The organism is Frankia tisae, from assembly GCF_025403405.1.
Classification (GTDB): Bacteria; Actinomycetota; Actinomycetes; order Frankiales; family Frankiaceae; genus Frankia; species Frankia tisai.
This window is the reverse complement of sequence record NZ_JANEZT010000060.1, coordinates 1-22482: the sequence shown is the minus strand read 5'-3', so window position 1 is coordinate 22482 and position 22482 is coordinate 1. Positions and strand designations below refer to the sequence as shown.

The 22482-nt window shown below is 69.9% G+C and carries 32 protein-coding genes; 1 reads left to right on the top strand and 31 read right to left on the bottom strand.

Annotated elements, in window-relative coordinates; all coding sequences use genetic code 11:
* Positions 1-136: 136 nt before the first annotated feature.
* The 4 genes from glmS to rplM form a co-directional block, all read right to left on the bottom strand.
* The gene (gene glmS / locus NBZ85_RS08490; protein WP_261553484.1) at positions 137-2110 is read right to left on the bottom strand and encodes a glutamine--fructose-6-phosphate transaminase (isomerizing); all 1974 of its coding nucleotides are present in this window, start codon (positions 2108-2110) and stop codon (positions 137-139) included.
* Between the two features lie 103 nt (positions 2111-2213).
* Positions 2214-3578 carry a phosphoglucosamine mutase gene (glmM, locus tag NBZ85_RS08485; RefSeq protein ID WP_261553485.1) on the bottom strand — a complete coding sequence of 455 codons (1365 nt, stop codon included), beginning with the start codon at positions 3576-3578 and terminating at the stop codon, positions 2214-2216.
* A gap of 115 nt (positions 3579-3693) precedes the next feature.
* The gene (gene rpsI, locus NBZ85_RS08480) at positions 3694-4101 is read right to left on the bottom strand and encodes a 30S ribosomal protein S9 (RefSeq protein ID WP_136447124.1); all 408 of its coding nucleotides are present in this window, start codon (positions 4099-4101) and stop codon (positions 3694-3696) included.
* 93 nt (positions 4102-4194) lie between these two features.
* On the bottom strand, positions 4195-4638 hold the full coding sequence (rplM, locus tag NBZ85_RS08475) for a 50S ribosomal protein L13 (RefSeq protein ID WP_261553486.1): 444 nt from the start codon (positions 4636-4638) through the stop codon (positions 4195-4197).
* A 338-nt stretch (positions 4639-4976) separates the two neighbouring features.
* Here rplM and NBZ85_RS08470 point away from each other — a divergent pair, with 338 nt between their 5' ends.
* On the top strand, positions 4977-6365 hold the full coding sequence (locus NBZ85_RS08470) for a hypothetical protein (protein ID WP_261561750.1): 1389 nt from the start codon (positions 4977-4979) through the stop codon (positions 6363-6365).
* A gap of 22 nt (positions 6366-6387) precedes the next feature.
* On the opposite strand, the gene truA is transcribed toward NBZ85_RS08470, so the two are convergent.
* The 27 genes from truA to rpsS all read right to left on the bottom strand — a co-directional run bounded on the left by truA (position 6388) and on the right by rpsS (position 22409).
* Positions 6388-7212, bottom strand: a complete 825-nt coding sequence (gene truA / locus NBZ85_RS08465; RefSeq protein WP_261553525.1) for a tRNA pseudouridine(38-40) synthase TruA — start codon at positions 7210-7212, stop codon at positions 6388-6390.
* Positions 7213-7479: 267 nt separating this feature from the next.
* A complete protein-coding gene (gene rplQ / locus NBZ85_RS08460; protein ID WP_261553488.1) occupies positions 7480-8097 on the bottom strand; it encodes a 50S ribosomal protein L17 in 618 nt (205 codons plus the stop codon).
* Between the two features lie 117 nt (positions 8098-8214).
* Positions 8215-9264: a DNA-directed RNA polymerase subunit alpha gene (locus NBZ85_RS08455; protein ID WP_009740501.1), complete on the bottom strand. Its 1050-nt coding sequence runs from the start codon at positions 9262-9264 to the stop codon at positions 8215-8217.
* A gap of 304 nt (positions 9265-9568) precedes the next feature.
* Positions 9569-10198, bottom strand: a complete 630-nt coding sequence (gene rpsD, locus NBZ85_RS08450; protein ID WP_136446634.1) for a 30S ribosomal protein S4 — start codon at positions 10196-10198, stop codon at positions 9569-9571.
* A gap of 95 nt (positions 10199-10293) precedes the next feature.
* Positions 10294-10698, bottom strand: a complete 405-nt coding sequence (gene rpsK / locus NBZ85_RS08445; protein ID WP_011435061.1) for a 30S ribosomal protein S11 — start codon at positions 10696-10698, stop codon at positions 10294-10296.
* A gap of 81 nt (positions 10699-10779) precedes the next feature.
* Positions 10780-11160, bottom strand: coding sequence for a 30S ribosomal protein S13 (rpsM, locus tag NBZ85_RS08440; protein WP_009740504.1), 381 nt, complete (start codon positions 11158-11160; stop codon positions 10780-10782).
* 204 nt (positions 11161-11364) lie between these two features.
* On the bottom strand, positions 11365-11478 hold the full coding sequence (rpmJ, locus tag NBZ85_RS08435; RefSeq protein WP_003956441.1) for a 50S ribosomal protein L36: 114 nt from the start codon (positions 11476-11478) through the stop codon (positions 11365-11367).
* Positions 11479-11556: 78 nt separating this feature from the next.
* Complete coding sequence (infA, locus tag NBZ85_RS08430) at positions 11557-11778, bottom strand: translation initiation factor IF-1 (RefSeq protein WP_006541558.1); 222 nt, start codon at positions 11776-11778, stop codon at positions 11557-11559.
* A 253-nt stretch (positions 11779-12031) separates the two neighbouring features.
* Positions 12032-12877, bottom strand: coding sequence for a type I methionyl aminopeptidase (gene map, locus NBZ85_RS08425; RefSeq protein WP_261553489.1), 846 nt, complete (start codon positions 12875-12877; stop codon positions 12032-12034).
* A gap of 154 nt (positions 12878-13031) precedes the next feature.
* Complete coding sequence (locus NBZ85_RS08420; protein ID WP_261553490.1) at positions 13032-13685, bottom strand: adenylate kinase; 654 nt, start codon at positions 13683-13685, stop codon at positions 13032-13034.
* Positions 13685-14977 carry a preprotein translocase subunit SecY gene (gene secY / locus NBZ85_RS08415; protein WP_261553491.1) on the bottom strand — a complete coding sequence of 431 codons (1293 nt, stop codon included), beginning with the start codon at positions 14975-14977 and terminating at the stop codon, positions 13685-13687. The genes NBZ85_RS08420 and secY overlap by 1 nt, the downstream gene beginning before the upstream one ends.
* 253 nt (positions 14978-15230) lie before the next feature.
* Complete coding sequence (rplO, locus tag NBZ85_RS08410) at positions 15231-15743, bottom strand: 50S ribosomal protein L15 (RefSeq protein ID WP_261553492.1); 513 nt, start codon at positions 15741-15743, stop codon at positions 15231-15233.
* A 2-nt stretch (positions 15744-15745) separates the two neighbouring features.
* A complete protein-coding gene (rpmD, locus tag NBZ85_RS08405; protein ID WP_261553493.1) occupies positions 15746-15931 on the bottom strand; it encodes a 50S ribosomal protein L30 in 186 nt (61 codons plus the stop codon).
* A complete protein-coding gene (rpsE, locus tag NBZ85_RS08400) occupies positions 15931-16539 on the bottom strand; it encodes a 30S ribosomal protein S5 (RefSeq protein ID WP_136446641.1) in 609 nt (202 codons plus the stop codon). Before rpsE ends, rpmD begins: the two co-directional genes overlap by 1 nt.
* A 53-nt stretch (positions 16540-16592) precedes the next feature.
* Positions 16593-16967 carry a 50S ribosomal protein L18 gene (rplR, locus tag NBZ85_RS08395; RefSeq protein ID WP_136446642.1) on the bottom strand — a complete coding sequence of 125 codons (375 nt, stop codon included), beginning with the start codon at positions 16965-16967 and terminating at the stop codon, positions 16593-16595.
* A gap of 10 nt (positions 16968-16977) precedes the next feature.
* Complete coding sequence (gene rplF, locus NBZ85_RS08390) at positions 16978-17514, bottom strand: 50S ribosomal protein L6 (protein ID WP_261553494.1); 537 nt, start codon at positions 17512-17514, stop codon at positions 16978-16980.
* Positions 17515-17526: 12 nt separating this feature from the next.
* The gene (rpsH, locus tag NBZ85_RS08385; RefSeq protein ID WP_163551338.1) at positions 17527-17937 is read right to left on the bottom strand and encodes a 30S ribosomal protein S8; all 411 of its coding nucleotides are present in this window, start codon (positions 17935-17937) and stop codon (positions 17527-17529) included.
* A 127-nt stretch (positions 17938-18064) separates the two neighbouring features.
* Positions 18065-18250, bottom strand: a complete 186-nt coding sequence (locus NBZ85_RS08380; protein ID WP_136446645.1) for a type Z 30S ribosomal protein S14 — start codon at positions 18248-18250, stop codon at positions 18065-18067.
* A 4-nt stretch (positions 18251-18254) separates the two neighbouring features.
* Complete coding sequence (gene rplE / locus NBZ85_RS08375) at positions 18255-18839, bottom strand: 50S ribosomal protein L5 (RefSeq protein ID WP_136446646.1); 585 nt, start codon at positions 18837-18839, stop codon at positions 18255-18257.
* A gap of 38 nt (positions 18840-18877) precedes the next feature.
* On the bottom strand, positions 18878-19204 hold the full coding sequence (gene rplX / locus NBZ85_RS08370; protein ID WP_261553495.1) for a 50S ribosomal protein L24: 327 nt from the start codon (positions 19202-19204) through the stop codon (positions 18878-18880).
* A 2-nt stretch (positions 19205-19206) separates the two neighbouring features.
* Entirely contained in the window at positions 19207-19575 is a 369-nt protein-coding gene (gene rplN, locus NBZ85_RS08365; RefSeq protein WP_136446648.1) for a 50S ribosomal protein L14, read from the bottom strand.
* A gap of 106 nt (positions 19576-19681) precedes the next feature.
* Positions 19682-19990, bottom strand: a complete 309-nt coding sequence (rpsQ, locus tag NBZ85_RS08360; protein ID WP_207634232.1) for a 30S ribosomal protein S17 — start codon at positions 19988-19990, stop codon at positions 19682-19684.
* Between the two features lie 5 nt (positions 19991-19995).
* Positions 19996-20262, bottom strand: a complete 267-nt coding sequence (gene rpmC, locus NBZ85_RS08355) for a 50S ribosomal protein L29 (protein WP_207634233.1) — start codon at positions 20260-20262, stop codon at positions 19996-19998.
* Positions 20262-20678 carry a 50S ribosomal protein L16 gene (rplP, locus tag NBZ85_RS08350; RefSeq protein ID WP_251745486.1) on the bottom strand — a complete coding sequence of 139 codons (417 nt, stop codon included), beginning with the start codon at positions 20676-20678 and terminating at the stop codon, positions 20262-20264. Before rplP ends, rpmC begins: the two co-directional genes overlap by 1 nt.
* A gap of 3 nt (positions 20679-20681) precedes the next feature.
* On the bottom strand, positions 20682-21710 hold the full coding sequence (gene rpsC, locus NBZ85_RS08345) for a 30S ribosomal protein S3 (RefSeq protein WP_261553496.1): 1029 nt from the start codon (positions 21708-21710) through the stop codon (positions 20682-20684).
* A complete protein-coding gene (rplV, locus tag NBZ85_RS08340; RefSeq protein WP_261553497.1) occupies positions 21710-22135 on the bottom strand; it encodes a 50S ribosomal protein L22 in 426 nt (141 codons plus the stop codon). Before rplV ends, rpsC begins: the two co-directional genes overlap by 1 nt.
* Positions 22128-22409: a 30S ribosomal protein S19 gene (gene rpsS, locus NBZ85_RS08335; protein WP_009740524.1), complete on the bottom strand. Its 282-nt coding sequence runs from the start codon at positions 22407-22409 to the stop codon at positions 22128-22130. The genes rplV and rpsS overlap by 8 nt, the downstream gene beginning before the upstream one ends.
* Positions 22410-22482 lie beyond the last annotated feature (73 nt).

The following is a 22482-nucleotide window of genomic DNA, read 5'->3' as shown; positions in this document are numbered from 1 at the left end:
GGCCAGGGCCCCGCGAAGTGCCGAAGACCCCCCGACCATCCCAGGAAGATCGCCGAAGGCGATCTGACAAAAACCCGGCAGCCCCCCCAATGCCAGGGGTCCCCATGAAGTGCCGAAGGCACTTCATGGGGAAGGGCTATTCCACCGTGACGGACTTGGCGAGGTTGCGCGGCTGGTCCACGTCAAGACCGCGGGCGAGGGCGAGCTCGCAGGCGAACACCTGCAGCGGCAGGGTCGTCACCAGGGGCGCGAACAGGGACGAGGTCGCCGGCACGCGGATGAGATGGTCGGCGTAGGGCTCCACCGCGACGTCGCCGTCCTCGGCGATCACGATGGTCCGCGCGCCGCGCGCCCGGACCTCCTGGATGTTGGAAACGATCTTGCCGTGCAGATGCGCACGCCCACGCGGCGACGGTGCGATGACGATCACTGGCAGGCCCGGTTCGATGAGCGCGATCGGCCCGTGCTTGAGCTCTCCGGCAGGGAAGCCCTCGGCGTGCATGTAGGCGAGTTCCTTGAGCTTGAGGGCCCCCTCCAGCGCCACCGGGTAGCCCACGTGGCGGCCGAGGAAGAGCACGGCCTTGGCGTCGGCCAGGCTGCGGGCGAGCTCGCGGATCGGTTCGAGTCGGCCCAGCGTCCGCTCCACCAGGTCGGGCATCCGCTGCAGCCGCTCGACGTAGGCGGCGACCTCGTCGCCGTAGAGCACGCCGCGCACCTGCGCCAGGTAAAGGCCGACGAGCAGGCAGGCCGCGACCTGCCCGAGGAAGGTCTTGGTCGAGGCGACGCCCACCTCCGGCCCACAGCGGGTGTACAGCACCGCGTCGGACTCCCGCGGAATCGTCGACCCGTTCGTGTTGCAGATCGCCAGCACCCGGGCCTTCTGCTCGCGGGCGTGCTTGACGGCCATGAGCGTGTCCAACGTCTCGCCGCTCTGACTGATCGCGATCACGAGGGTGGAACGGTCCAGCACGGGGTCCCGATAGCGGAACTCCGAGGCCATTTCGACCTCGCAGGGCAGCCGGGTCCAGTGCTCGATGGCGTACTTCGCGATCAGGCCGGCGTGGTACGCCGTCCCGCAGGCGACGATGAAGACCTTGTCCACGTCCCGGAAGTCCTGGACGGACAGCCGCTCCTCGTCGAGGACGATCGCGCCGTCGGCGGAAAGCCGACCTCGGAGGGTGTCCGCGAGTGCGGTCGGCTGCTCGTTGATCTCCTTGAGCATGAAGTACGGGTAACCGCCCTTCTCGGCGGCACCCGCGTCCCAGTCGACGTGGTAGCGGCGCCCCTCGACGACCTCGCCGGCGAAGTCGGTCACGGTGACGCCGTCCCGGCGGGCCTCGACCACCTGGTCCTGCCCGATCTCCATCGCCTCCCGGGTGTGGGCGATGAACGCCGAGACATCGCTGGCGAGGAAGGCTTCGCCCGCCCCCAGCCCGACGACCAGCGGGCTGTTGCGCCGGGCGCCGACGACCACCTCGGGGAAGTCGCGGTGCAGCACGACGAGGGTGAAGGCACCCTCCAGCCGGCGGCAGACACGCTGCAGCGCCACGGTCAACGGGTGCGTCCCCGGCTCGGCGGTGGGATTGGCCGCTGCGCCGGGACCGGGTGCGCCACCCGTACCGGGGCGGGTCGGTCGGGGGGTGACGTCCTCCGGGACCGCCGCTGCGGGCGCGGCGGCGACGTTGCCCAGCTCGACCTCCAGCAGATGGGCGACGACCTCGGTGTCGGTCTCGCTCGCGAGCTCGTGCCCGATCGCCTCCAGCTCGGCGCGCAGCGCGGCGAAGTTTTCGATGATGCCGTTGTGGATGACGGCGATCGCACCGGTGCAGTCGGTGTGAGGGTGGGCGTTGGCGTCGGTCGGGCCGCCGTGGGTGGCCCACCGGGTGTGCCCCATCCCGGTCGTCCCGGGCATCGGGTCCGCCTCGGAGCCCTCGGACAGCAACTTCTCCAGGTTGGCGAGCTTGCCGGCCCGCCGCGCTATCCGCAGCGCCCCGGCGCCGACGACCGCGATGCCTGAGGAGTCGTAGCCGCGATACTCGAGGCGACGCAGGCCGTTCAACGCGACGTCCAGGGCCGACTGGTCACCGACGTACCCGATGATCCCGCACATGCGCCTCAGCGTACGCAGGTTCCCATGGCCGGCGGACGTGCCCGGCCGAACGGACCGCGAGTTGTCCTGACGCGGCCTCGCCGGCGGATGGACGCGGGCGGGTTCAGCGGGGGGCTGACAGCGCGGCGCGAACGACAGCTGCGAGGCGGTTCGCGGTGTCCCGAGCCACGGCGTCGGTCTCCGCCTCGACCATCACCCGGACCAGCGGCTCGGTGCCGGAGGGCCGCAGCAGCACCCTGCCGCCGTCACCGAGCTCGGCCTCGGCAGCGGCGACGGCGGCCAGCAGCTCGGGCGAGGCGCCCGCCCGGGTCCGGTCGACACCACGGACGTTGACGAGCACCTGTGGCAGCCGGGTCATGGCCTTGGCGAGCTCGCCGAGGGGCTGGCCGGTCTCGGCGACCCGGCCGAGCAGCCGCAGCGCCGTCAGCAGCCCGTCGCCGGTGGTGGCATGATCGAGGAAGACGACGTGCCCGCTCTGCTCGCCGCCGAGCACGTAGCCGCCGGCGCGCATCGCCTCCACCACGTACCGGTCGCCGACGGGCGTGGTCACGACGGTGATCCCGGCCTCGCGCATCGCATGGTGAAAGCCCAGGTTCGACATCACGGTGACGACGACCGTGTCGTCGGTCAGTTCGCCGCGCTCGGCCAGGGCGAGCGCGCAGATGGCGAGGATCTGGTCACCGTCGACCATCTCGCCGGCGGCGTCCACCGCGAGGCAGCGGTCCGCGTCGCCGTCGTGGGCGATGCCGACATCGGCGGCCTGTTCGACAACCGCCGCCCGCAGGCTGTCCAGATGGGTGACGCCGCTGCCGTCGTTGATCGCCGTGCCGTCGCCGTCGGCGTGCAGCGCGACGACGTCCGCACCGGCGGCGCGCAGCACCCGCGGCGCGAGTGCCGAGGCCGCGCCCTGAGCGCAGTCGACGACGACCCGCAGGCCGTCGAGCCGCACCGGGAGAGCGGCGAGCAGGTGGTCCGCGTAGCGGTCGATGAGTCCCGGCTCGTCGCGGACCCGGCCGACGTCGGCACCGACGGGTCGGGGCCCGGGCGGTTGCGCCACCCGTCGCTCGATGGCGTCCTCGACCTCGTCGGGGAGCTTGAGCCCGCCGGCGGCGAATATCTTGATGCCGTTGTCCGGCATGGGGTTGTGGCTGGCGGAGAGCATCACACCGAAGGTCGCGCCGCTGGCGGCGACCGCGTGCGCCACGGCCGGGGTCGGAGCGACGCCGATGCGGGCGACGTCGGCACCCGAGGCCGCCAGGCCGGCGACGACCGCAGCCTCGAGAAACTCCCCGGATGGACGGGTGTCCCGACCGACGACCACCAGCGGTCGACGCCGCTCCGGCCCGGTGGACCGACCCGGCGCGCCCAGCAGTTCCACCGCCGCGGAGGCCAAGGACAATGCCTGCTCCGCGGTGAGGTTCACGTTCGCCACACCTCGGACGCCGTCTGTGCCGAAGAGCCTCGTCACTGAGGTCTCCCATGAAGTCGAAGGTTCAGGCGGAGACCGAGGCACGCACCGGCGGCGCCCACCCCCTCCGCAGGCACGCCCACCGCGGGGGCGCGCCAACGAGGGGGGTGCAAGATCAGCGCTTGCTGTACTGCGGAGCCTTGCGGGCCTTCTTCAGCCCGTACTTCTTGCGCTCCTTGACCCGAGCGTCCCGGGTCAGGAAGCCGGCCTTCTTGAGAGTAGGCCGTGACTCCTCCTCCGCCAGCGTCAGCGCGCGGGCGACGGCGAGTCGAAGTGCGCCGGCCTGGCCCGACACACCGCCGCCGTGCAGCCGGGCGACGATGTCGTAGGACTCGGCCTTGTCCAGCGCCTTCAGCGGCTCGTTGACGAGCTGCTGGTGCACCTTGTTCGGGAAGTACTCCTCCAGCGTCCGCCCGTTGAGCGTCCACTTTCCGGAGCCCGGAAGCAGGCGCACTCGGACGACCGCCTCCTTACGCCGCCCGGTCGCGCGGGGATTGCCCTGTACGTCGGTCACGACAGCCACGTCGCGTTCCTTCCTCGGTTGATGCGTGGTTCCCGTAGCCGGCGCTCGGGGCGGATCAGCACCGCCCGCTGACCGGCTGGAGGAGGTCAGCGGTTACTGCGCGACCTGGATGATCTCGAACGGAGTGGGCTGCTGAGCGTCGTGCGGGTGCGTCGGACCCGCGTAGACCTTCAGCTTGGTGCCCTGGGCGCGGCCGAGCTTGCTCTTCGGCAGCATGCCCTTGATGGCCTTCTCGATGATGATCTGCGGCCGCGTGTCGAGCAGCTCGCCGTACGAGGTGCTGCGCAGACCGCCCGGGAAACCCGAGTGCCGGTGGTACTGGGCCTGCTGGCGCTTGTTCCCACTCAGCGCGACCTTGCCGGCGTTGACGACGATGACGAAGTCGCCGGTGTCGATATGCGGGGCGAAGTACGGCTTGTGCTTGCCGCGCAGCAGCGCGGCGGCCTGGGTCGCCAGCCGACCGAGCACCACGTCGGTGGCATCGATGACGTGCCACACACGCTGGACATCCGCGGGCTTGGGCTGGTACGTGCGCACAGGTCTGCCTTCTCGTTCGGACGATCCCGCCCGGGAACTCCAAAGGGCCTCGGGCGGATCTCGTCAAGAATGGTGAGCGCGCAGACGGGACGTGTCACGCGCAGCAGTCTTTGAGGTTACCAGGCGATCGGAGTGGACCGCCGAGCGGCCCGACCGGCCACCGCCGCCGGACTACACCCCCGCACCACGCGTGCCCGACCCGCCCGGCCTGTCGGAACCTCCCCGGATGATCAGTATCCGGATGATCAGTGTATCGGGCGGACGCCGGCGGGTAGGCCGGCGCGGCGATGCCCGAGCGCGGGCTGGCGCCCTCCAGCGAGCTAGCTATTCTGACCGAGATGACTGAATTGGGTGGCGGGGGATACGAGAAGCGTGCGGGATCGGGCGCCCCGCGGCGCGACCGACCGGACCGCCCCGCCCGGCCGGAAGCACCGACCGGGTCCGCGGGCAGCCCATCCGATCCCACGGGGGACGGCGGGATCGCTCCCGCCGGCGCAGCGGACCTGCCGGATCCAACGTCGGCGGGAGGCCAGGACCTGCGCGGTCGTTACGTCAGCTACGACGGGTGGACGCCCCCGAGCGACGATCCCCTGTTCGGCGGCCCGCGCACCTATGCGTTCTCGTTCGACCACGTCGCAGCCTCCCGTGCCGACCCGGGCCCGGACCCGGGCGCCGCCTGGTCGACCTCCGCGGCATCAACGCCGGAGCCGACCCCGCCGGGGCCGACCACACCGGAGCCGACCACACCGGCCCAGTCGTCGCCGTCATCGGAGCAGCAGATCGTCTCCCCAACGCCTTCGCCCGCGCCGACCGGCTTCCCACCGCAGCCAGAGACCACGCACGGTCCCTCCGGACCGGCGACCGGCTGGTCGATCCGGGGCTGGTCAGGTGCACCCGACCAGCTGACGGGCATCACCCCTCTCAGCGACCCGAATCCCTCCACCGAGCCGCATCCCCTCCCCCGCATGGCTCCCCCGGCCGGGACCGGCGAACGGCGCGACTCGGCGGCCCGGGCCCGCGATTCTCGGCGGCTGCTCGCCATCGTCGCCGGCGCCGTCCTGGTGCTCATCGCGGCCGTGGCGATCGTCGCGTTGCGCGGCGGGGACGATGACAAGGGCGGTGGCGCGCCGGCCGCGTCGGGCACGCTGCCGCCAGTTCCGGCGAACTTCCTGAGCACCGCCGCGGTCGACGCAGATCCGATAACTCCCGACGAGTTCTTTCCCGAACAGTCCGTCGCGGTCGACACGCACGGCTACCAGCGACTCGCGCGCAAGCTCGACACCGGCTGCCCGAACCTCACCGGCGACCTGATCGCTCAGTTGAAGGCCGCGCACTGCCGGCAGGTGGTGCGCTCGCTGTTCCTCAGCCGTCCCCAGCAAGGCGAACGCCAGGTGCTGGCGGGAGCGACCGTGTTCTCCCTGGACACCAGCGCGACGGCCACCCAGGCCGCGCAGGTGCTCAACCAGGGCCGTGGCGGCATCGCGCCGCTGCCGATCCCGGCGGGCTCTATCCAGAACGCGCAGATCACCGGCCCGGGCGGCAACAACTCCTGGCGCGGCGCGATCAGCCGCGGGCACTACCTCATCTACACCCAGGTCGCCTACGTCGACGGCACCTTGGGCGCGGCGACGGACCAGCCGCTGCGCAACGCCCAGACCGACCTGGCCACCCTCGCCACCGAGCCGATCGGTGACCGGGCAGTGCTCGGGCACGGCCCGCGGCGCTGACCGACCGAGACCCGGGCATGTCTCACCCCGACGGGGTGGTGGGCACCCGCACCGCCCGGGTGACCTCGGCGCGCGCCGCCAGCTCCGCGTCCGGCGGGTAGCGGACCTCGACCAGCGTCAGCCCATGCGCGGGGGCGACCGTGACGGCCGGGTCCCGCATTCCGCGACGTAGGACCGCCGCCGGCCACTGCGGCGGCCGGCGTCCCTCCCCCACCGCCAGCAGCGCCCCGACCAGCGCCCGGACCATCGAGTGGCAGAAGGCATCCGCCTCGACGTCGGCGACGATCACCCCGTCGGGGCGGCGCAGCACGTCCAGGCGCAGCAAGGTGCGCACGGTCGTCGCTCCTTCCCGCCGACGGCAGAAGGCCGCAAAGTCGTGTTCGCCGACCAGCAGCAACGCCGCCGATGCCATCGCCGGCACGTCCAGCGGTCGCGGCCAGGCGAGGGTGTCGAAACGCCGCAGCGGCTCGGCACCAAACGGCGCGTCGGTGATGCGGTAGACGTAGCGCCGGGACAGCGCCGAGAACCGGGCGTCGAACCCGGCCGGAGCGGGCGCGAGACCGGTGACCCGGACCGACCGGTCGAGAACGCCGTTGAGCCGCCGGGCGAGCCCGCCGAGTGGCACGTCAGCGGGCAGGTCGACGTGGGCCACCTGCCCGGCAGCGTGCACCCCGGAATCGGTCCGCCCGGCGACCGTGAGGCGCACGGCCTGCAGCCGGGCGACCCGGATGAGAGCGTCCTCCACGTCGCCCTGCACGGTCCGTTGGCCAGGCTGGCGGGCCCAGCCGGCGAACGGCGTGCCGTCGTAGGCGATGTCCAGGCGCAGCCGGACCAGGCCCGCCGCCATCACCGTCACGTCCGCCCCGGCGCCGGGCACCGCATGAGGCACGCACGGACCGGATCCCACGACATCGGACATCTGCTTCTCCCCGTACGGCGGCGTGACGGTGGGGCAGGACGCGGCCGGACCTGACGACACCCCGGCTGCGGGCCGAACGCAGCGACATGAACGGCGAAGGCCCGCCGCCCATGATGGGCGGCGGGCCTGGCGGGAGCTACTGGCGGGACGTGGGCATCGGTGCGAATCCGTGCCTGTGACGACGGTTCGCCGCGGTCAGGACTTCGACTCGGCCGAACCGTCGTCGTCCGTCGCCTCGGCGCTGGCAGCCGGAGCCTCGGATGCCTGGGCCGTCGTGGACTTGTCCTCGACGGCCGGCTGGTCCTCGGCGGACTGCGCGGCCACAGCGGCGGCGGTCGGCGACTCTCTGGCCAGGTCCTCGGCGGCCTCGGCGGTGGCACCGGTCGGCTTGCGCCGCTCGGAGAAGCGGGTGCCGCGCGCGCGCTCGGCCTCACCGACGGCCTGCTGGCCGACGGTCAGCGCCTCTACCAGCTCGATGCGGGCCAGCGGAGCGTTGTCACCCTTGCGGTTGCCGAGCTTGATGATCCGGGTGTAACCACCGTCGCGGTTGGCGTAGCGCGGACCGATCTCGGTGAACAGGGTGTGCACCACCGAGTTGTCCCGCACATGGCGCATGACGCGGCGCCGGGCGTGCAGGTCGCCGCGCTTGGCGAAGGTCACCAGCCGCTCGGCGTACGGGCGCAGCCGCTTCGCCTTGGCCTCGGTGGTGGTGATGCCGCCGTGCTCGAACAGCGCGGTGGCGAGGTTGGCCAGCAGCAGCCGCTCATGTGCGGGGCTGCCACCGAGCCGGGCGCCCTTCGTTGGCGTGGGCATGATGAGTGCTCCTCGTTCCTTTCACTGTCCCGCCAGGCTGCCCGCCCGTAGGACGGCGGCATGCGCCACCGGAGGTCGTCGAGGGCCCCCGCGGGTGGGCGGGGACCCTCGTGAAGGTCAGTACTGCTCAGTCTCGACGAACTCCGCGCCGTCGTCGGACGGGTCGGAGAACGCCGGGTTGTAGCTGTCGGTGCCGTAGGTGTCCACGGCCTGACGCGGGTCGAATCCGGGCGGGGAGTCCTTGAGCTGCAGGCCCATCGCGCCGAGCTTCGTCTTGACCTCGTCGATCGACTTCTGCCCGAAGTTGCGGATGTCGAGCAGGTCGGCCTCGCTGCGCGAGACCAGTTCGCCGATCGTGTGGATGCCCTCGCGCTTGAGGCAGTTGTAGGAGCGGACGGTCAGGTCCATCTCCTCGATCGGCAGCGCGAGGTCCGCCGCCAGCGCCGCGTCCGCGGCGGACGGGCCGATGTCCACGCCCTCGGCCTCGGCGTTGAGCTCCTGGGCCAGCCCGAACAGGCCGACCAGGGTCTTGCCGGCGCTCGCCATCGCATCGCGCGGGGAGATCGACGGCTTCGTCTCGACGTCGACGATGAGCCGGTCGAAGTCGGTGCGCTGCTCGACTCGGGTTGCCTCGACCTTGTAGGTCACCTTCAGCACCGGCGAGTAGATCGAGTCGATCGGGATCCGCCCGATCTCCTGGCCGGCCTGCTTGTTCTGCGCCGCGCTGACGTACCCGCGGCCCCGCTCGACGGTCAGCTCGATCTCGAGCTTGCCCTTGTCGTTCAGGGTGGCCAGGCGCAGCTCGGGGCTGTGGACCTCGACGCCGGCCGGCGGGGCGATGTCCGCCGCCGTGACCTCGCCAGGACCCTGCTTGCGCAGGTACATCACCGTCGGCTCGTCGTTGTCGGAGCTGACGACCAGTTCCTTGAGGTTCAGGATCAGGTCGGTCACGTCCTCCTTGACGCCGGGCACGGTGGAGAACTCGTGCAGCACCCCGTCGATGCGGATGCTGGTGACCGACGCGCCGGGGATGGAGGACAGCAGGGTCCGGCGCAGCGAGTTGCCGAGGGTGTAGCCGAAGCCCGGCTCCAGCGGCTCGATCACGAAACGTGACCGGAACTCGGAGATCGGGTCCTCGACGAGGGTGGGACGCTGAGCGATCAGCATGAGTACGTCCTTCCGACCACGGCGACCGCCATATGACGCCGTGTAGTGCGGGCTCCCGGGCCGGGAGCCGGCGGATGGAACATCGGTCCGTTCCACCCGCGGACCCGGTGCACGCCCACCCAACCGGTAGAAACCACCCGGATGGTGCGCACGGCACCGGTTGTCGCTCCTCCAGTGTGCCTCGCCGCCGCGCAGCGGTGACGGGGCACGGTGCCACCGGCCCGGTGGCGGGAGCGCAGGTCGCCCCCGAGGCGGGGCCGCCGGTGGCCAGGCCACCGCTGCACCGCCCCCGGGGGCGTCTGTCCTACTTGGAGTAGAGCTCGACGATCAGCTGCTCCTGGACCTGGGTGTCAATGACCTGCCGGGCCGGCAGGGAGTGCACCAGGATCCGCATCTGGCTCGGGATGGACTCCAGCCAGGCCGGGACGGTCCGGCCCTGGCCCGCGGTCTCCCGGGCGACGATGAACGGGGTGAGCTCCCGGGCCTTCGGCGCGATCTCGACGATGTCGTTCTCGCTGATCCGGTAGCTCGGGATGTCGACCTTGCGCCCGTTGACCTGGACGTGGCCGTGCCGAACGGCCTGGCGAGCAGCGTCGCGGGACGGCGCGAAGCCGCCCCGGTAGACGACGTTGTCGAGCCGCGACTCGAGGATCTTCAGCAGCTCGTCACCGGTCTTGCCGGCCCGCCGGTTCGCCTCGTCGTAGTACCCGCGGAACTGCTTCTCCAGGATGCCGTAGATCCGCGCGCACTTCTGCTTCTCGCGCTTCTGCAGCAGGTACTCGGAGTCCTTCGTGCGGCCCCGACCGTGCTCGCCCGGCGGGTAGGGCCGGATCTCGATCGGGCACTTCGGGGTGTCGCACTTGGTGCCCTTGAGGAACAGCTTCGTCTTCTCGCGGCGGCAACGCTTGCAGTCCGCGCCGGTGTAACGGGCCATCTAGTCCTTCTCTCTCGTCTCCTGGCGCGAACTCGAACGCGACGCCACGACTCCGGCCGGGGCGCCACCCCGACCGCGGTCGTCACGCCGCACGGTCACACCCTGCGCCGCTTCGGCGGGCGGCAACCGTTGTGGGGGGTCGGGGTGACGTCCTGAATCGCCCCGACCTCCAGGCCCGCAGCCTGCAACGAGCGGATCGCGGTCTCCCGGCCGGAACCAGGGCCCTTCACGAACACGTCGACCTTGCGCATCCCGTGCTCCTGCGCCTTGCGGGCCGCGTTCTCGGCGGCCATCTGCGCGGCGAAGGGGGTCGACTTGCGGGAGCCCTTGAAGCCGACGTGGCCGGCAGAGGCCCAGGAGATCACGTTCCCGCTGGGGTCGGTGATCGAAACGATCGTGTTGTTGAACGTGCTCTTGATGTGAGCGTGCCCGTGGGCAACGTTCTTCTTTTCTTTGCGCCGGACCTTCTTGGCGCCGGCGGCGCGAGTCTTGGGAGGCATCTTTGCGTGTGGTCTCCGTCTGCGAGGTCGTCGATCAGTGGTCGTCCGAGGTCGGGCCGAGCGGCCCGGCGGGCGCCCTGACTACTTCTTGCCGGCCTTCTTCTTACCGGCGATGGCACGGCGCGGGCCCTTGCGGGTGCGGGCGTTGGTGTGCGTCCGCTGACCGTGGACCGGCAGGTTCCGCCGGTGCCGCAGACCCTGGTAGCAGCCGATCTCCATCTTGCGGCGGATGTCCTGCTTGATCTCCCGGTTGAGGTCGCCCTCCACCCGGTAGTTCGCGTCGATCCACTCACGCAGCCGGACGATCTCGTCCTCGCTCAGGTCCCGGACACGAGTGTCCGGGTTGACGCCGGTGGCAGCGAGGGTCTCCCGGGAACGGGTGCGACCGATCCCGAAGATGTAGGTCAGGGCGATCTCAACCCGCTTCTCGCGGGGGAGGTCAACGCCGGAGAGGCGTGCCATGTACGGATGTTTCCTTCCTGCAACCGGAGGTCTCGGGCGGTGCCGCCCCGATCGGCGCAGTGCCGGCCGGGCCCCGGCCTCCGACCGGGGGTGAGACGTCCCATCCGGGACGCCTGGCATCGCTTGGGTGTGGTGTCCCCACCCGAGCCGCCGGGGCGCGTACGCGCACCCTGGCGGCGGGGAAAGGCCCACCCGCCAGCGGCCTTAGCCCTGACGCTGCTTGTGACGCAGGTTGTCGCAGATGACCATGACACGCCCGTGGCGGCGGATCACCTTGCACTTGTCACAGATCTTCTTGACGCTGGGCTTGACCTTCACGGCTGTTGCGGACCTCCTGCGCAGCCGCGGGCCGCGCGTGGCGATGAGTAGTGGTACGGGCGAGGTGGAGGAGATCGACTACTTGTAGCGGTAGACGATGCGGCCGCGAGACAGGTCGTAGGGCGAGAGCTCGACCACGACGCGGTCCTCCGGCAGGATCCGGATGTAGTGCTGACGCATCTTGCCGCTGATGTGGGCGAGAACGCGATGACCGTTCTGAAGCTCGACCCGAAACATTGCGTTCGGGAGCGGCTCCACCACACGGCCCTCGATCTCGATGGCCCCGTCCTTCTTCGGCATGTCCTCCGCTGTCCTGACGTCGACGACTGAATCGGCGGTTCGGCCGCGACCGGTCGAGCTGACCGGACAACCGTCCGGAAAGACCCAGGTCAGAAGCCCGGCTCCCAGCAGGGACCACGGACTGCCAACCACACTGCCACCGACCGCAACTGCCACGTTTCAGGACTGCTATCGACGCGGTGGAGCACACCGGCGTGAGGAGACCGCCAACTGGAGAGTGTACGTGGCCCATCCGTCAAGGGCCAACACAGGCTCAGCCGATGCCGGACGGAGCGTCCGCGGGCTGCCCGCAGGCGACGCCGAGCGCGGCGAGCCGGGCCACCCCGCCGTCGGGCTCGGTCAGCACCCAGGGGCCCCGCGCGGTGATCGCCACCGAGTGTTCGGTGTGCGCGGCCAGGCTGCCGTCCTGAGTCACGACGGTCCAGTCGTCGGCGAGCACGGTCGTGTCCGGCGCACCAGTGGTGATCATAGGCTCGATCGCCAGCGCCAGCCCCTCGACCAGCCGGATGCCGCGGCCGGGGCGGCCGTAGTTGAGCACGTGCGGAGGCTGGTGCATCTCGGTGCCGATGCCGTGGCCACCGTAGTGGTCGACGATGCCGTAGCCGCGCGGGCGGATGTGGCGCTCGACGGCGGCGCTGATGTCGGTGAGCTTGCCACCGAGCTGGGCGGCCGCGAGGCCCGCCCACAGCGAACCCTCACAGGTCGCGATCAGGTCGAGGGCCTCAGGAGCCACCTCGCCGACCGGAACGGTGATCGCCGCATCACCGTGCCACCCGTCGACGATCGCTCCACAGTCGATCGAGATGATGTCGCCTTCGCGCAGCACCCGCTTGCGCGTCGGGATCGCGTGGACGACCTCGTCGTTGACGGAGCTGCAGATCGACGCCGGGTACGGCGGCTGGGCGTAGCCCTTGAAAGAAGGGATCCCGCCGTCGGCTCGGATCGTCCGCTCGGCGAGTGCGTCGAGATCCGCAGTCGTGACGCCGGGGACGACCGCCTCGCGCAGCCGGGCCAACGTCTTGGCCACGAGCAGGCCGGCCACCCGCATCTTGGCTATCTCCGCCGCGGTCTTGATCTGGACGTGCTCTCGTCGCGCCACGCTCTCGCCTCGGTCTGTGTCCGTGTACTGGTCCGATTCCCGATGCTAACCGCCCTGCCGGTACCGGCAGGGCGGTTAGCCGTCCGCCCACCGGTGTCGGCCTGGACGGTTCCTACCTGCTGCGAGGGTGAGTCGACGCTGAGCGACGGACGCCTCAGTCCCCGTAGTGACGCAGCGCGTCGAGCGCCCGATCGGTGACGTTGTCCACCGGGCCGGTGGCGTCGATGCCGATGAGGATGCCCTTCTCGGCGTAGTACGCCACCAGCGGCGATGTCTGGTCCGCGTACACCTCGAGCCGGTGGCGCACGGTCGCGGCCTGATCGTCGTCGCGCTGGAACAGGTCGCCACCGCAACGATCGCACAGACCCTCGACCGACGGCGGGTCGAAGTCGAGATGCCAGATGTGGCCACAGTTGCGGCAGGTCCGCCGGCCGGAGAGCCGCCGCACCACCTCGTCGTCATCGACGACGAGCTCCAGGACCACGTCCAGACGGGTCCCCATCCCGTCGAGCATCTGCCCGAGCACCTCGGCCTGGGGGACGTTGCGGGGGAACCCGTCGAGCAGGAACCCCTTGACCGCGTCGTCCTCGGCGAGCCGGTTGCGCACCATTCCGATGGTGACCTCATCCGGCACGAGGTCACCGGCATCCATGAAGGTCTTGGCCTTGACGCCCAGTTCGGTTCCCTGTCGCACGTTCGCTCGGAAGATGTCCCCAGTCGAGATCTTGGGGATGGACCGCGCCTGGGCAATGAACGCGGCCTGCGTACCCTTTCCGGCACCGGGCGGTCCCACCAGTACGAGGCGCACTACCGGAGGAAACCTTCGTAATTGCGGAGCATGAGCTGGCTTTCGATCTGCTTCACGGTTTCCAGCCCCACCCCCACCATGATCAGGACCGAGGTGCCCGCGAAGGGGAACGGCTGGTCCTTGGTCAGGTTCAACAGTGCCAACGGAAGGACCGTGATCACTCCGAGGAACAGCGAGCCGGGGAGCGTGATCCGGTCAAGTACGTGTTTGAGGTACTCCGCCGTCGGGTTGCCCGGCCTGATCCCGGGGATGAACCCGCCATACTTCTTCATGTTGTCCGCGACCTCCGTTGGGTTGAAGGTGATCGCAACATAGAAGTAGGTGAAGGCGATGATGAGTGCGAAGTACGTCACCAGGTAGAGCGGATGGTCCCCACGTGAGAGATACCTCTGCTCGAAGTCCTGAAAGCCCTGGTTGCTCCAGACCTGCCCGGCGAGCTGCGGGAGCTGGAGCAGGGAGGACGCGAAGATGACGGGGATGATCCCGGCCTGGTTGACCTTGATGGGCAGGTAGGTGGAGGTGCCCCCGTACATCCGCCGGCCAATCAGTCGCTTCGCGTACTGGACCGGGATCCGCCGCTGGGACTGCTCGACGAACACCACGAAGACCATGATCGCGAGCCCCAGCAGAATCACCAGGCTGAACACCACGCCGCCGGCGACCTGGAGGATTCGGGTGCCCTCGGAGGGAAGCCGCGCCGCGATTGAAGTGAAGATCAGCAAGGACATGCCGTTGCCGACGCCGCGCGCCGTGATCAGCTCACCCATCCACATGATGACCGAGGTGCCGGCGGTCATCGTGATGACGATGGTCGCGACCCGGAACAGGCTCGTGTCCGGAATGATGGCGGCCGAGCAGCTCGGGAAGAGCCGTCCACTGCGGGCCAGAGCCACGATGCCGGTCGCCTGCAGGATGCCGAGCGCGATCGTCAGGTAGCGGGTGTACTGGGTGAGCTTCTGCTCGCCCGAGCTGCCTTCCTTCTTCAGCTGCTCGAGCCTCGGGATCACCACGACGAGCAGCTGGATGATGATGCTCGAGGTGATGTAGGGCATGATGCCGAGCGCGAAGATGGACAGCTGGAGCAGGGCGCCGCCGCTGAACAGGTTGATCAGCGAGTAGACGTTGCTGCTGTCGGCGCTCGCGCTGTTGAGGCAGGTGTTGACCGCGCGGGTCGAGACCCCGGGCGAGGGCATGACGCTGCCGAACCGGAACAGCACCACGATCCCGACGGTGAACAGCAACTTCTTGCGCAGGTCAGGAGTGCGGAATGCCCGCGTGAAGGCGGTGAGCACGGCTCCTCCTGCTGGGATTGCGGACCGACGGGGAGTGGACATCCTGCCCTGTGCGGAGCGCCTACGACGGCCGGCGGCCGACGTTGGTTAGGCGACTGTAACAGGACACCCGGTCCACTCGTCCGGACATCACGCCCAGTAAGCAGCGGTGGCCGGGAAGAACCAGCTGATGCCAGTGCGCGCCGGCTGCCGCGCGGGATGCCCGGGCAAGCAGGGCGAGGGGCGGCCCTGGGGCCGCCCCTCGCCCGGGGTCTCAACTCTGCGTGACGCTCCCGCCGGCAGCCGCGATCTTCCCCCGCGCGGATGCCGAGAATGCGTCGGCGCTGACGTGCAGCGCGACGTCGATGTCACCGTTGCCCAGCACCTTCACCGGCAACTTGGCGCGCACGGCCCCCCTGGCCACGAGGTCGGCCTTGGTGACGTCGCCGCCCTCGGGGAACAGCTCGACCAGCGCGGACACGTTCACCACCTGGTACTCCACCCGGGCCGGGTTACTGAAGCCCTTGAGCTTGGGTAGCCGCATGTGCAGGGGCATCTGGCCACCCTCGAAACGGGCGGGCACCTGCTTGCGGGCCTTGGAGCCCTTGGTCCCCCGGCCGGCCGTCTTCCCCTTGGAGCCCTCGCCGCGGCCGACGCGGATCCGGCTGCGGTGGGCACCGGGCGCCGGACGCAGGTGATGCACCTTCAGGCCGCGGCCACGCTCGGTCTGCGCCGAGCCGGTCTGGCCCTTGTCGGCCGTGTCCTCGGTCTTGGTCAGTTCGGCCATGGCTAGGAGTCCACCTCCTCGACCCGGACAAGATGGGTCACAGTCCTGATCATCCCGAGAACCTCGGGACGGTCCTCACGGACGGTCGTGGCGTTGATCTTCCGCAGGCCGAGGGTCCGCAGCGTGGCCCGCTGGTTGTGGGTGCCGCCGATCCCGGAACGGATCTGCGTGATGCGTAGCTTGGCCATCACACACCGGCCCCGGCCGCGCGGGCGCGCAGCATGGCAGGCGGAGCGACGTCCTCGAGCGGCAGGCCGCGCCGGGCCGCGATCTCCTCGGGCCGCATGAGGCCGCGAAGGGCGGCCACGGTTGCGTGCACGATGTTGATCGGGTTCGACGAGCCGAGCGACTTCGACAGTACGTCGTGCACCCCGGCGCACTCCAGCACGGCGCGCACCGGGCCGCCGGCGATCACACCGGTACCGGGTGAGGCCGGCTTGAGCAGGACGACGCCCGCCGCCCGCTCGCCCTGCACCGGGTGCGGGATCGTCGAGCCGATCCGGGGCACCTTGAAGAAGTGCTTCTTGGCCTCCTCGACGCCCTTGGCGATGGCGGCGGGGACTTCCTTGGCCTTGCCGTAGCCGACGCCGACAGTGCCGTCGGCGTCACCCACCACGACGAGAGCGGTGAAGCTGAAGCGACGACCACCCTTGACGACCTTCGCGACGCGGTTGATCGCGACGACCCGCTCGACGTAGGCGTTCTTTTCCTGGGCCGGGCCGCCGCCCGACCGGTCCCGGCGTTCCCGACGGTCCGAGCCGCCGGATCCGCCGCCGCGGCGCTGCTGGCCTGGCATCTACAACATCTCCCTGATCAGGCTGTACTGGATGGCTTGGGGCTGAGCGGTCATCAGAAGTCCAACCCGCTCTGGCGCGCCGCATCCGCGAGCGCGGCGATCCGGCCGGCGTAGGTCCGGCCGCCGCGGTCGAACACGACCGCGGCGATCCCGGCCTCCTTTGCCCGCTGGGCGACCAGTTCGCCGACCTTGCGGGCCTGGGCCGACTTGTCGCCGTCGCCACCGCGCAGGGTGACGTCCAGGGTGGACGCCGAGACGAGCGTGTGGCCCGCGGCGTCGTCGATGACCTGGGCGTAGATGTGCCGCGAGGACCGGGTGACGACGAGCCGGGGACGGGACTGGGTGCCCGCCACCTTCTTGCGCACGCGGACATGCCGGCGGAGCTTCGCGGTCCGCCGGCGCGCGCTGGCGCCGAGGCTCACTGCCATGATCTATCTCCTACTTCCCGGTCTTCCCGACCTTGCGGCGGACGACCTCGCCCTGGTAGCGAACGCCCTTGCCCTTGTACGGGTCAGGCTTACGCAATCCGCGGATCTTCGCGGAGACCTCGCCGACCAGCTGCTTGTCGATCCCATGGACCACGAAGCGGGTCGGGGTCTGCACCTCGAAGCGGATGCCCTCGGGGGCCTTGACCGGGACGGGGTGGCTGTAGCCGAGCGCAAACTCCAGGTCGGAACCCTTGGCCTGGACGCGGTAACCGACGCCGACGATCTCCAGGGTCTTGGAGTACCCGGCGGTGACGCCGGTGACCATGTTGGAGACCAGGCTGCGGGTCAGGCCGTGCAGCGAGCGTGACCGACGTTCGTCATCCGGGCGGGTCACAACGAGCTGACCCTCCTCCCGGTTGACCCCGATCGGCTCGACCACGACGTGGCTCAGGGTGCCCTTGGGCCCCTTGACAGTAACGGTCGTCCCCTCGACGGTGATGTCGACACCGCTGGGGACGGGAATGGGCAGGCGCCCGATCCGTGACATCGCTCGGCTTCCTTACCAGACGTAGGCGAGGACTTCCCCGCCCACGCCCCGCTTGCCCGCCTGCTTGTCGGTCAGCAGCCCCGACGAGGTGGAGATGATCGCGACACCCAGTCCCCCAAGCACCTTGGGGAGGTTCGTCGCCTTGGCGTAGACCCGCAGGCCCGGCTTGCTGATGCGCTTGATCCCGGCGATCGAACGCTCACGGTTCGGGCCGTACTTCAGATCGATGACCAGAGAGTGGCCGACGCCGCCAGCCGAGGTCGCGTCCTCGACATGCCAGCTGGAGATGTAGCCCTCCTGCTGGAGGATCTCCGCAACGTGCGTCTTGATCTTGCTGTGAGGCATCACCACTTGGTCGTGGTAGGCCCGGCTGGCGTTGCGAACACGCGTCAGCATGTCCGCAATCGGGTCGGTCATCGTCATTGACTTGACGCCTTTCTCACGGCGGTTCCCGTCGACGCCGGGGCGGATGCCCAGGCGGCCATGGTCCAGGCCTGCCGCGATCGGGTGGAGGTGCGGGGGCGGTGCGGTCTACCAGGAGCTCGCGCGTCTACCAGGAGCTCTTGGTGATGCCGGGCAGCTCGCCGCGGTGCGCCATCTGCCGCAGGCAGATCCGGCAGAGTCCGAACACCCGGTAAACCGAGCGGGACCGGCCGCAGCGCTGGCAGCGGGTGTAACCGCGCACCGCGTACTTCGGCTTGCGATTCGACTTCTCGATCAGTGCCTTCTTGGCCATCTGTCTAGTTCTCCCGGAAGGGGAAGCCCAGCGCCCGCAGGAGCGCCCGGCCCTCGTCGTCGGTGGTCGCGGTGGTGACGACCGTGATGTCCATGCCCCGAACCCGGTCGATCCGGTCGATGTCGATCTCATGGAAGATCGACTGCTCGATCACGCCGAAGGTGTAGTTACCCGAACCGTCGAACTGCTTCGGGGACAGCCCACGGAAGTCACGGATGCGCGGCAGCGCGATGGAGACCAGGCGGTCGAGAAACTCCCACATCCGGTCGCCGCGCAGGGTCACCTTCGCCCCGATCGGCATCCCCTCGCGCAGCTTGAACTGGGCGATGGACTTCTTCGCCCGCCGCACGGCCGGCTTCTGGCCGGTGATCGCGGCCAGGTCGCGCACGGCGCCGTCGATAAGCTTCGCGTCCCGGGCGGCGTCCCCGACGCCCATGTTGACGACGACCTTCACGACACCGGGGATCTGCATGACGTTGCGGTAGGAGAACTCCTCCCGCAGCCCCGGGGCAATCTCGTCGCGGTACCGCTGCTTGAGCCGTGGGACCGGGCGAGCACCGGTGGTCCGGTCTTCGGTGGTCACAGTCATTTGATCTCTATTCCCAACTGCTCGACTGCTCGCTCGGCCTACAGCTCGGCGCCGGTGCGCCGGGAGATGCGGACCTTGGTGCCGTCCTCGTTGATGCGGTACCCGATCCTGGTGGGCCGTCCGTCCGACGGATCGACGATCATCACGTTGCTCACGTGGATCGGCGCCTCCTGGGTGACGATCCCACCGGACTGCGAGCCACGCGCGCTCTGCTCGGCGCGGGTGTGTCGCGTGATCCGGTTCGCGCCCTCGACGAGGACCTTGTTCTTCTCGGGATAGGCCCGGATGACCTTCCCCTTCAGGCCACGGTCCTTGCCAGTGATGATCTGGACCGTGTCACCCTTCTTGATCTTAAAAGTGGCCACGGTCACAGCACCTCCGGCGCCAGCGAGATGATCTTCATGAACTTCTTGTCACGCAGCTCCCGGCCGACCGGCCCGAAGATGCGAGTGCCCCGGGGTTCGCCACCGTCCCGGATGAGCACCGCCGCGTTCTCGTCGAAACGGATGTAGGAGCCGTCCGGCCGCCGACGCTCCTTGGTGGTGCGCACCACGACCGCCTTGACCACGTCGCCGCGCTTCACTCCGGCGCCGGGCAGGGCATCCTTGACCGTGCCGACGATGATGTCGCCGATCCCCGCGTAACGACGCCCAGAGCCGCCAAGCACCCGGATGCAGAGAATTTCCCGCGCTCCGGTGTTGTCGGCGACCCGAAGTCGCGACTCCTGCTGAATCACTTTCCGCTCCTGATCACCCGGTACTACTGATCAACCGGTACTGCATCGGACCCGGTCACCCGGGCGCCAGGGCTGGCTAGCCCCCGGGGGCTGCCTCGCCCCGAAACTATTTGGCCTTCTCCAGAACCTGGACGACTCGCCACCGCTTGGTGGCCGACAGCGGCCGGGTCTCCATCAGCAGCACGCGGTCGCCGACACCGGTGGTGCCGTGCTCGTCGTGCGCCTTGACCTTCTTCGTCCGGCGGATCGTCTTGCCGTACAGCGGGTGCTGCACGCGATCCTCGACCGCGACCACGACGGTCTTGGTCATCTTGTCGCTGACCACGAGGCCCTCTCGGACCTTGCGGAAGCCGCGGTCGGTGTCCGCCGCGCCGGTGTTCTGCGAAGCCTCCTGGGAGGCCGTCTCGTCTGCCACTGCCCTCACGCCCGTTCCGACTGCGTCGCGTCATCGTCCGCCGCGCCGGCGACCAGCGCCGGATCACCGGTGATACCCAGCTCCCGTTCGCGCATCACCGTGTAGATCCGGGCGATGTCACGCCGCACGGCCCGCAGCCGCCGGTTGTTGGACAGCTGCCCGGTCGCCGCCTGGAACCGGAGGTTGAACAGCTCCTCCTTGCCCTCGCGGAGCTTGTCGACGAGCTCGTCGCCAGACAGGCTCCGCAGCTCGTCCGCGGTAGCGACAGCCATCACGCACCACCTTCACGAACCACGAAACGGCACTTCATCGGCAGCTTGTGGATCGCGCGCCGCATCGCCTCCTTGGCCACGGGCTCCGCGACTCCGGACAGCTCGAACAACACTCGGCCCGGCTTGACGTTCGCGACCCACCACTCGGGCGAGCCCTTACCGGAACCCATCCGGGTCTCGGCCGGCTTCTTGGTCAGCGGCCGGTCCGGATAGATGTTGATCCAGACCTTGCCACCACGGCGAATGTGGCGGGTCATCGCGATACGCGCCGACTCGATCTGCCGGTTCGTCACGTACGCCGACTCCAGGGCCTGGATCCCGTACTCACCGAACGTGACTCGGGTTCCGCCCTTGGCCGCACCGGTCCGCCCGGGGTGGTGCTGCTTGCGGTGCGCGACCTTCCGGGGAATCAGCATGATCTATTCCTCCGCCTTCTCCGGAGTGCCCGTCGTCGCGGCGGCGGCCGGCGTGGCGGCCGGCTCGGTCGCGGCGGTGGCGGGCGCGGTCGGCTTGGCCGCCGGGGCCTCCGACGGCGCGGCCTCGGGCGCGGTGTTCTCGGGTGCGGTGTTCTCAGGCGCGGTCGTCTCAGGCGCGGCCTCGGGTGCCGGCCCAGCCTCGGTCGCCGGCCCAGTCTCGGATGCCGGCGCGGCCTCAGGTGCCGGCGCGTTCCCGCCGCGACCCCGACGCTCGCTGCGCGCCGCGGCGCGACCGGCGTCGGTACCGCCCTGGGTGGTGCCGGACGAGCCGGAACGCGGCCCGCGGCGCGGGCGGTCCCGACGGGTCTGCCGCTGCAGGGCCTCCTGCGCCTCGCGCTCGGCCCGGCTCTGGACGATGTCGCCCTTGTAGATCCAGACCTTCACGCCGATGCGGCCGAAGTTCGTCCGAGCCTCGTAGAAGCCGTAGTCGATATCCGCGCGCAGCGTGTGCAGCGGAACTCGACCCTCGCGATAGAACTCCGAACGGCTCATCTCGGCGCCGCCCAGACGACCCGAGCACTGCACCCGGATGCCCTTCGCGCCGCCCTTCATCGCGGTCTGCATCGCCTTGCGCATGGCGCGGCGGAAGCTGACCCGGCTGGAGAGCTGCTCGGCCACGCCCTGGGCGACGAGCTGCGCGTCGACCTCGGGGTTCTTGACCTCGAGGATGTTCAGCTGCACCTGCTTGCCGGTGAGCTTCTCCAGGTCGCCACGGATGCGGTCCGCCTCGGCGCCACGGCGGCCGATGACGATGCCCGGGCGGGCGGTGTGGATGTCCACCCGCAGCCGTCCCTGGGTCCGCTCGATGTCAACCCGGCTGATACCGGCCCGCTCCATGCCCCGCGACATCATCTTGCGGATCTTCACGTCCTCGCCGACGTACGCCTTGTACTGCTTGTCGGCGTACCAGCGGGACGTGAATTCCGAAGTGATGCCAAGCCGGAACCCGTGCGGGTTGACCTTCTGCCCCACTACCGGGCCCTCCTTGTCGTCTTCGCGCCCCGGCCGGTCGTGGAGACCGGCTCCCGGCTCTCCACCACGACGGTGATGTGGCTGGTGCGCTTGCGGATTCGGTAGGCCCGGCCCTGAGCGCGGGGCCGGATGCGCTTGAGCGTCGGCCCCTCGTCCACGTAGGCCTCGCCGACCCACAGGGTGTCGGGGTCGAGGCGGTGGTTGTTCTCGGCGTTCGCCGCCGCGCTGGCGACGACCTTGTACACGTCCTCGCTCGCCGCCTGCGCGGCGAACCGGAGGATGTCCAGCGCCTCGCTGACCGAGCGGCCGCGCACCAGGTCGACGACCCGGCGGGCCTTCATCGGCGAGACCCGCACGTAGCGTGCCGACGCCTTGGCGCCCGGCAGGCCGGCTCGGGTCAGGCCCTCGACGAGATCGTCAGCCACGACGCGACCTCCGGTCCTCCTTGACGTGGCCGCGGAACGTCCTGGTCGGGGCGAACTCGCCGAGCTTGTGCCCGACCATGCCCTCGGTGATGAAGACCGGGACGTGCTTGCGGCCATCGTGCACGGCGATCGTGTGCCCCAGCATGTCGGGGATCACGGTGGAGCGCCGCGACCAGGTCTTGATGACGTGCTTGGTGCCCTTCGAGTTCTGCACGTCCACCTTCTTGAGCAGGTGGTCGTCGACGAACGGGCCCTTCTTCAGACTGCGTGGCATGGTTGTGTCTCCTCCTTCCTGCTCAGATCCGGTGGGTACGGGAGGTACGGGGGGCGGACGACGGGCTCACGGG

Bases quoted from the DNA above. Each gene is read 5' to 3' on its own strand.
- infA (WP_006541558.1), bottom strand. From the start codon at position 11,778: ATGCCGAAGAAGGACGGGGCCATCGAGATCGAGGGCCGTGTGGTGGAG.
- rplP (WP_251745486.1), bottom strand. From the start codon at position 20,678: ATGCTGATTCCCCGGAAGGTCGCGCACCGCAAGCAGCACCACCCCGGG.
- truA (WP_261553525.1), bottom strand. From the start codon at position 7,212: ATGGCGGCGGGCCTGGTCCGGCTGCGCCTGGACATCGCCTACGACGGC.
- NBZ85_RS08380 (WP_136446645.1), bottom strand. From the start codon at position 18,250: ATGGCCAAGAAGGCACTGATCGAGAAGTCGAATCGCAAGCCGAAGTAC.
- rpsK (WP_011435061.1), bottom strand. From the start codon at position 10,698: ATGCCTCCCAAGACTCGCGCCGCCGGCGCCAAGAAGGTCCGGCGCAAA.
- rpsH (WP_163551338.1), bottom strand. From the start codon at position 17,937: ATGACGATGACCGACCCGATTGCGGACATGCTGACGCGTGTTCGCAAC.
- glmS (WP_261553484.1), bottom strand. From the start codon at position 2,110: ATGTGCGGGATCATCGGGTACGTCGGTGACCAGTCGGCCCTGGACGTC.
- rpsE (WP_136446641.1), bottom strand. From the start codon at position 16,539: ATGCCAGGCCAGCAGCGCCGCGGCGGCGGATCCGGCGGCTCGGACCGT.
- rplO (WP_261553492.1), bottom strand. From the start codon at position 15,743: ATGGCCGAACTGACCAAGACCGAGGACACGGCCGACAAGGGCCAGACC.
- rplF (WP_261553494.1), bottom strand. From the start codon at position 17,514: ATGTCACGGATCGGGCGCCTGCCCATTCCCGTCCCCAGCGGTGTCGAC.
- NBZ85_RS08470 (WP_261561750.1), top strand. From the start codon at position 4,977: ATGACTGAATTGGGTGGCGGGGGATACGAGAAGCGTGCGGGATCGGGC.
- rplE (WP_136446646.1), bottom strand. From the start codon at position 18,839: ATGACTGTGACCACCGAAGACCGGACCACCGGTGCTCGCCCGGTCCCA.
- rpsD (WP_136446634.1), bottom strand. From the start codon at position 10,198: ATGGCCCGTTACACCGGCGCGGACTGCAAGCGTTGCCGCCGCGAGAAG.
- NBZ85_RS08455 (WP_009740501.1), bottom strand. From the start codon at position 9,264: ATGCTGATCGCTCAGCGTCCCACCCTCGTCGAGGACCCGATCTCCGAG.
- rpsM (WP_009740504.1), bottom strand. From the start codon at position 11,160: ATGGCACGCCTCTCCGGCGTTGACCTCCCCCGCGAGAAGCGGGTTGAG.
- rpmD (WP_261553493.1), bottom strand. From the start codon at position 15,931: ATGGCCAAGCTACGCATCACGCAGATCCGTTCCGGGATCGGCGGCACC.
- rplR (WP_136446642.1), bottom strand. From the start codon at position 16,967: ATGGCAGTGAGCCTCGGCGCCAGCGCGCGCCGGCGGACCGCGAAGCTC.
- rpmC (WP_207634233.1), bottom strand. From the start codon at position 20,262: ATGGCTGTCGCTACCGCGGACGAGCTGCGGAGCCTGTCTGGCGACGAG.
- rplQ (WP_261553488.1), bottom strand. From the start codon at position 8,097: ATGCCCACGCCAACGAAGGGCGCCCGGCTCGGTGGCAGCCCCGCACAT.
- rpsS (WP_009740524.1), bottom strand. From the start codon at position 22,409: ATGCCACGCAGTCTGAAGAAGGGCCCGTTCGTCGACGACCACCTGCTC.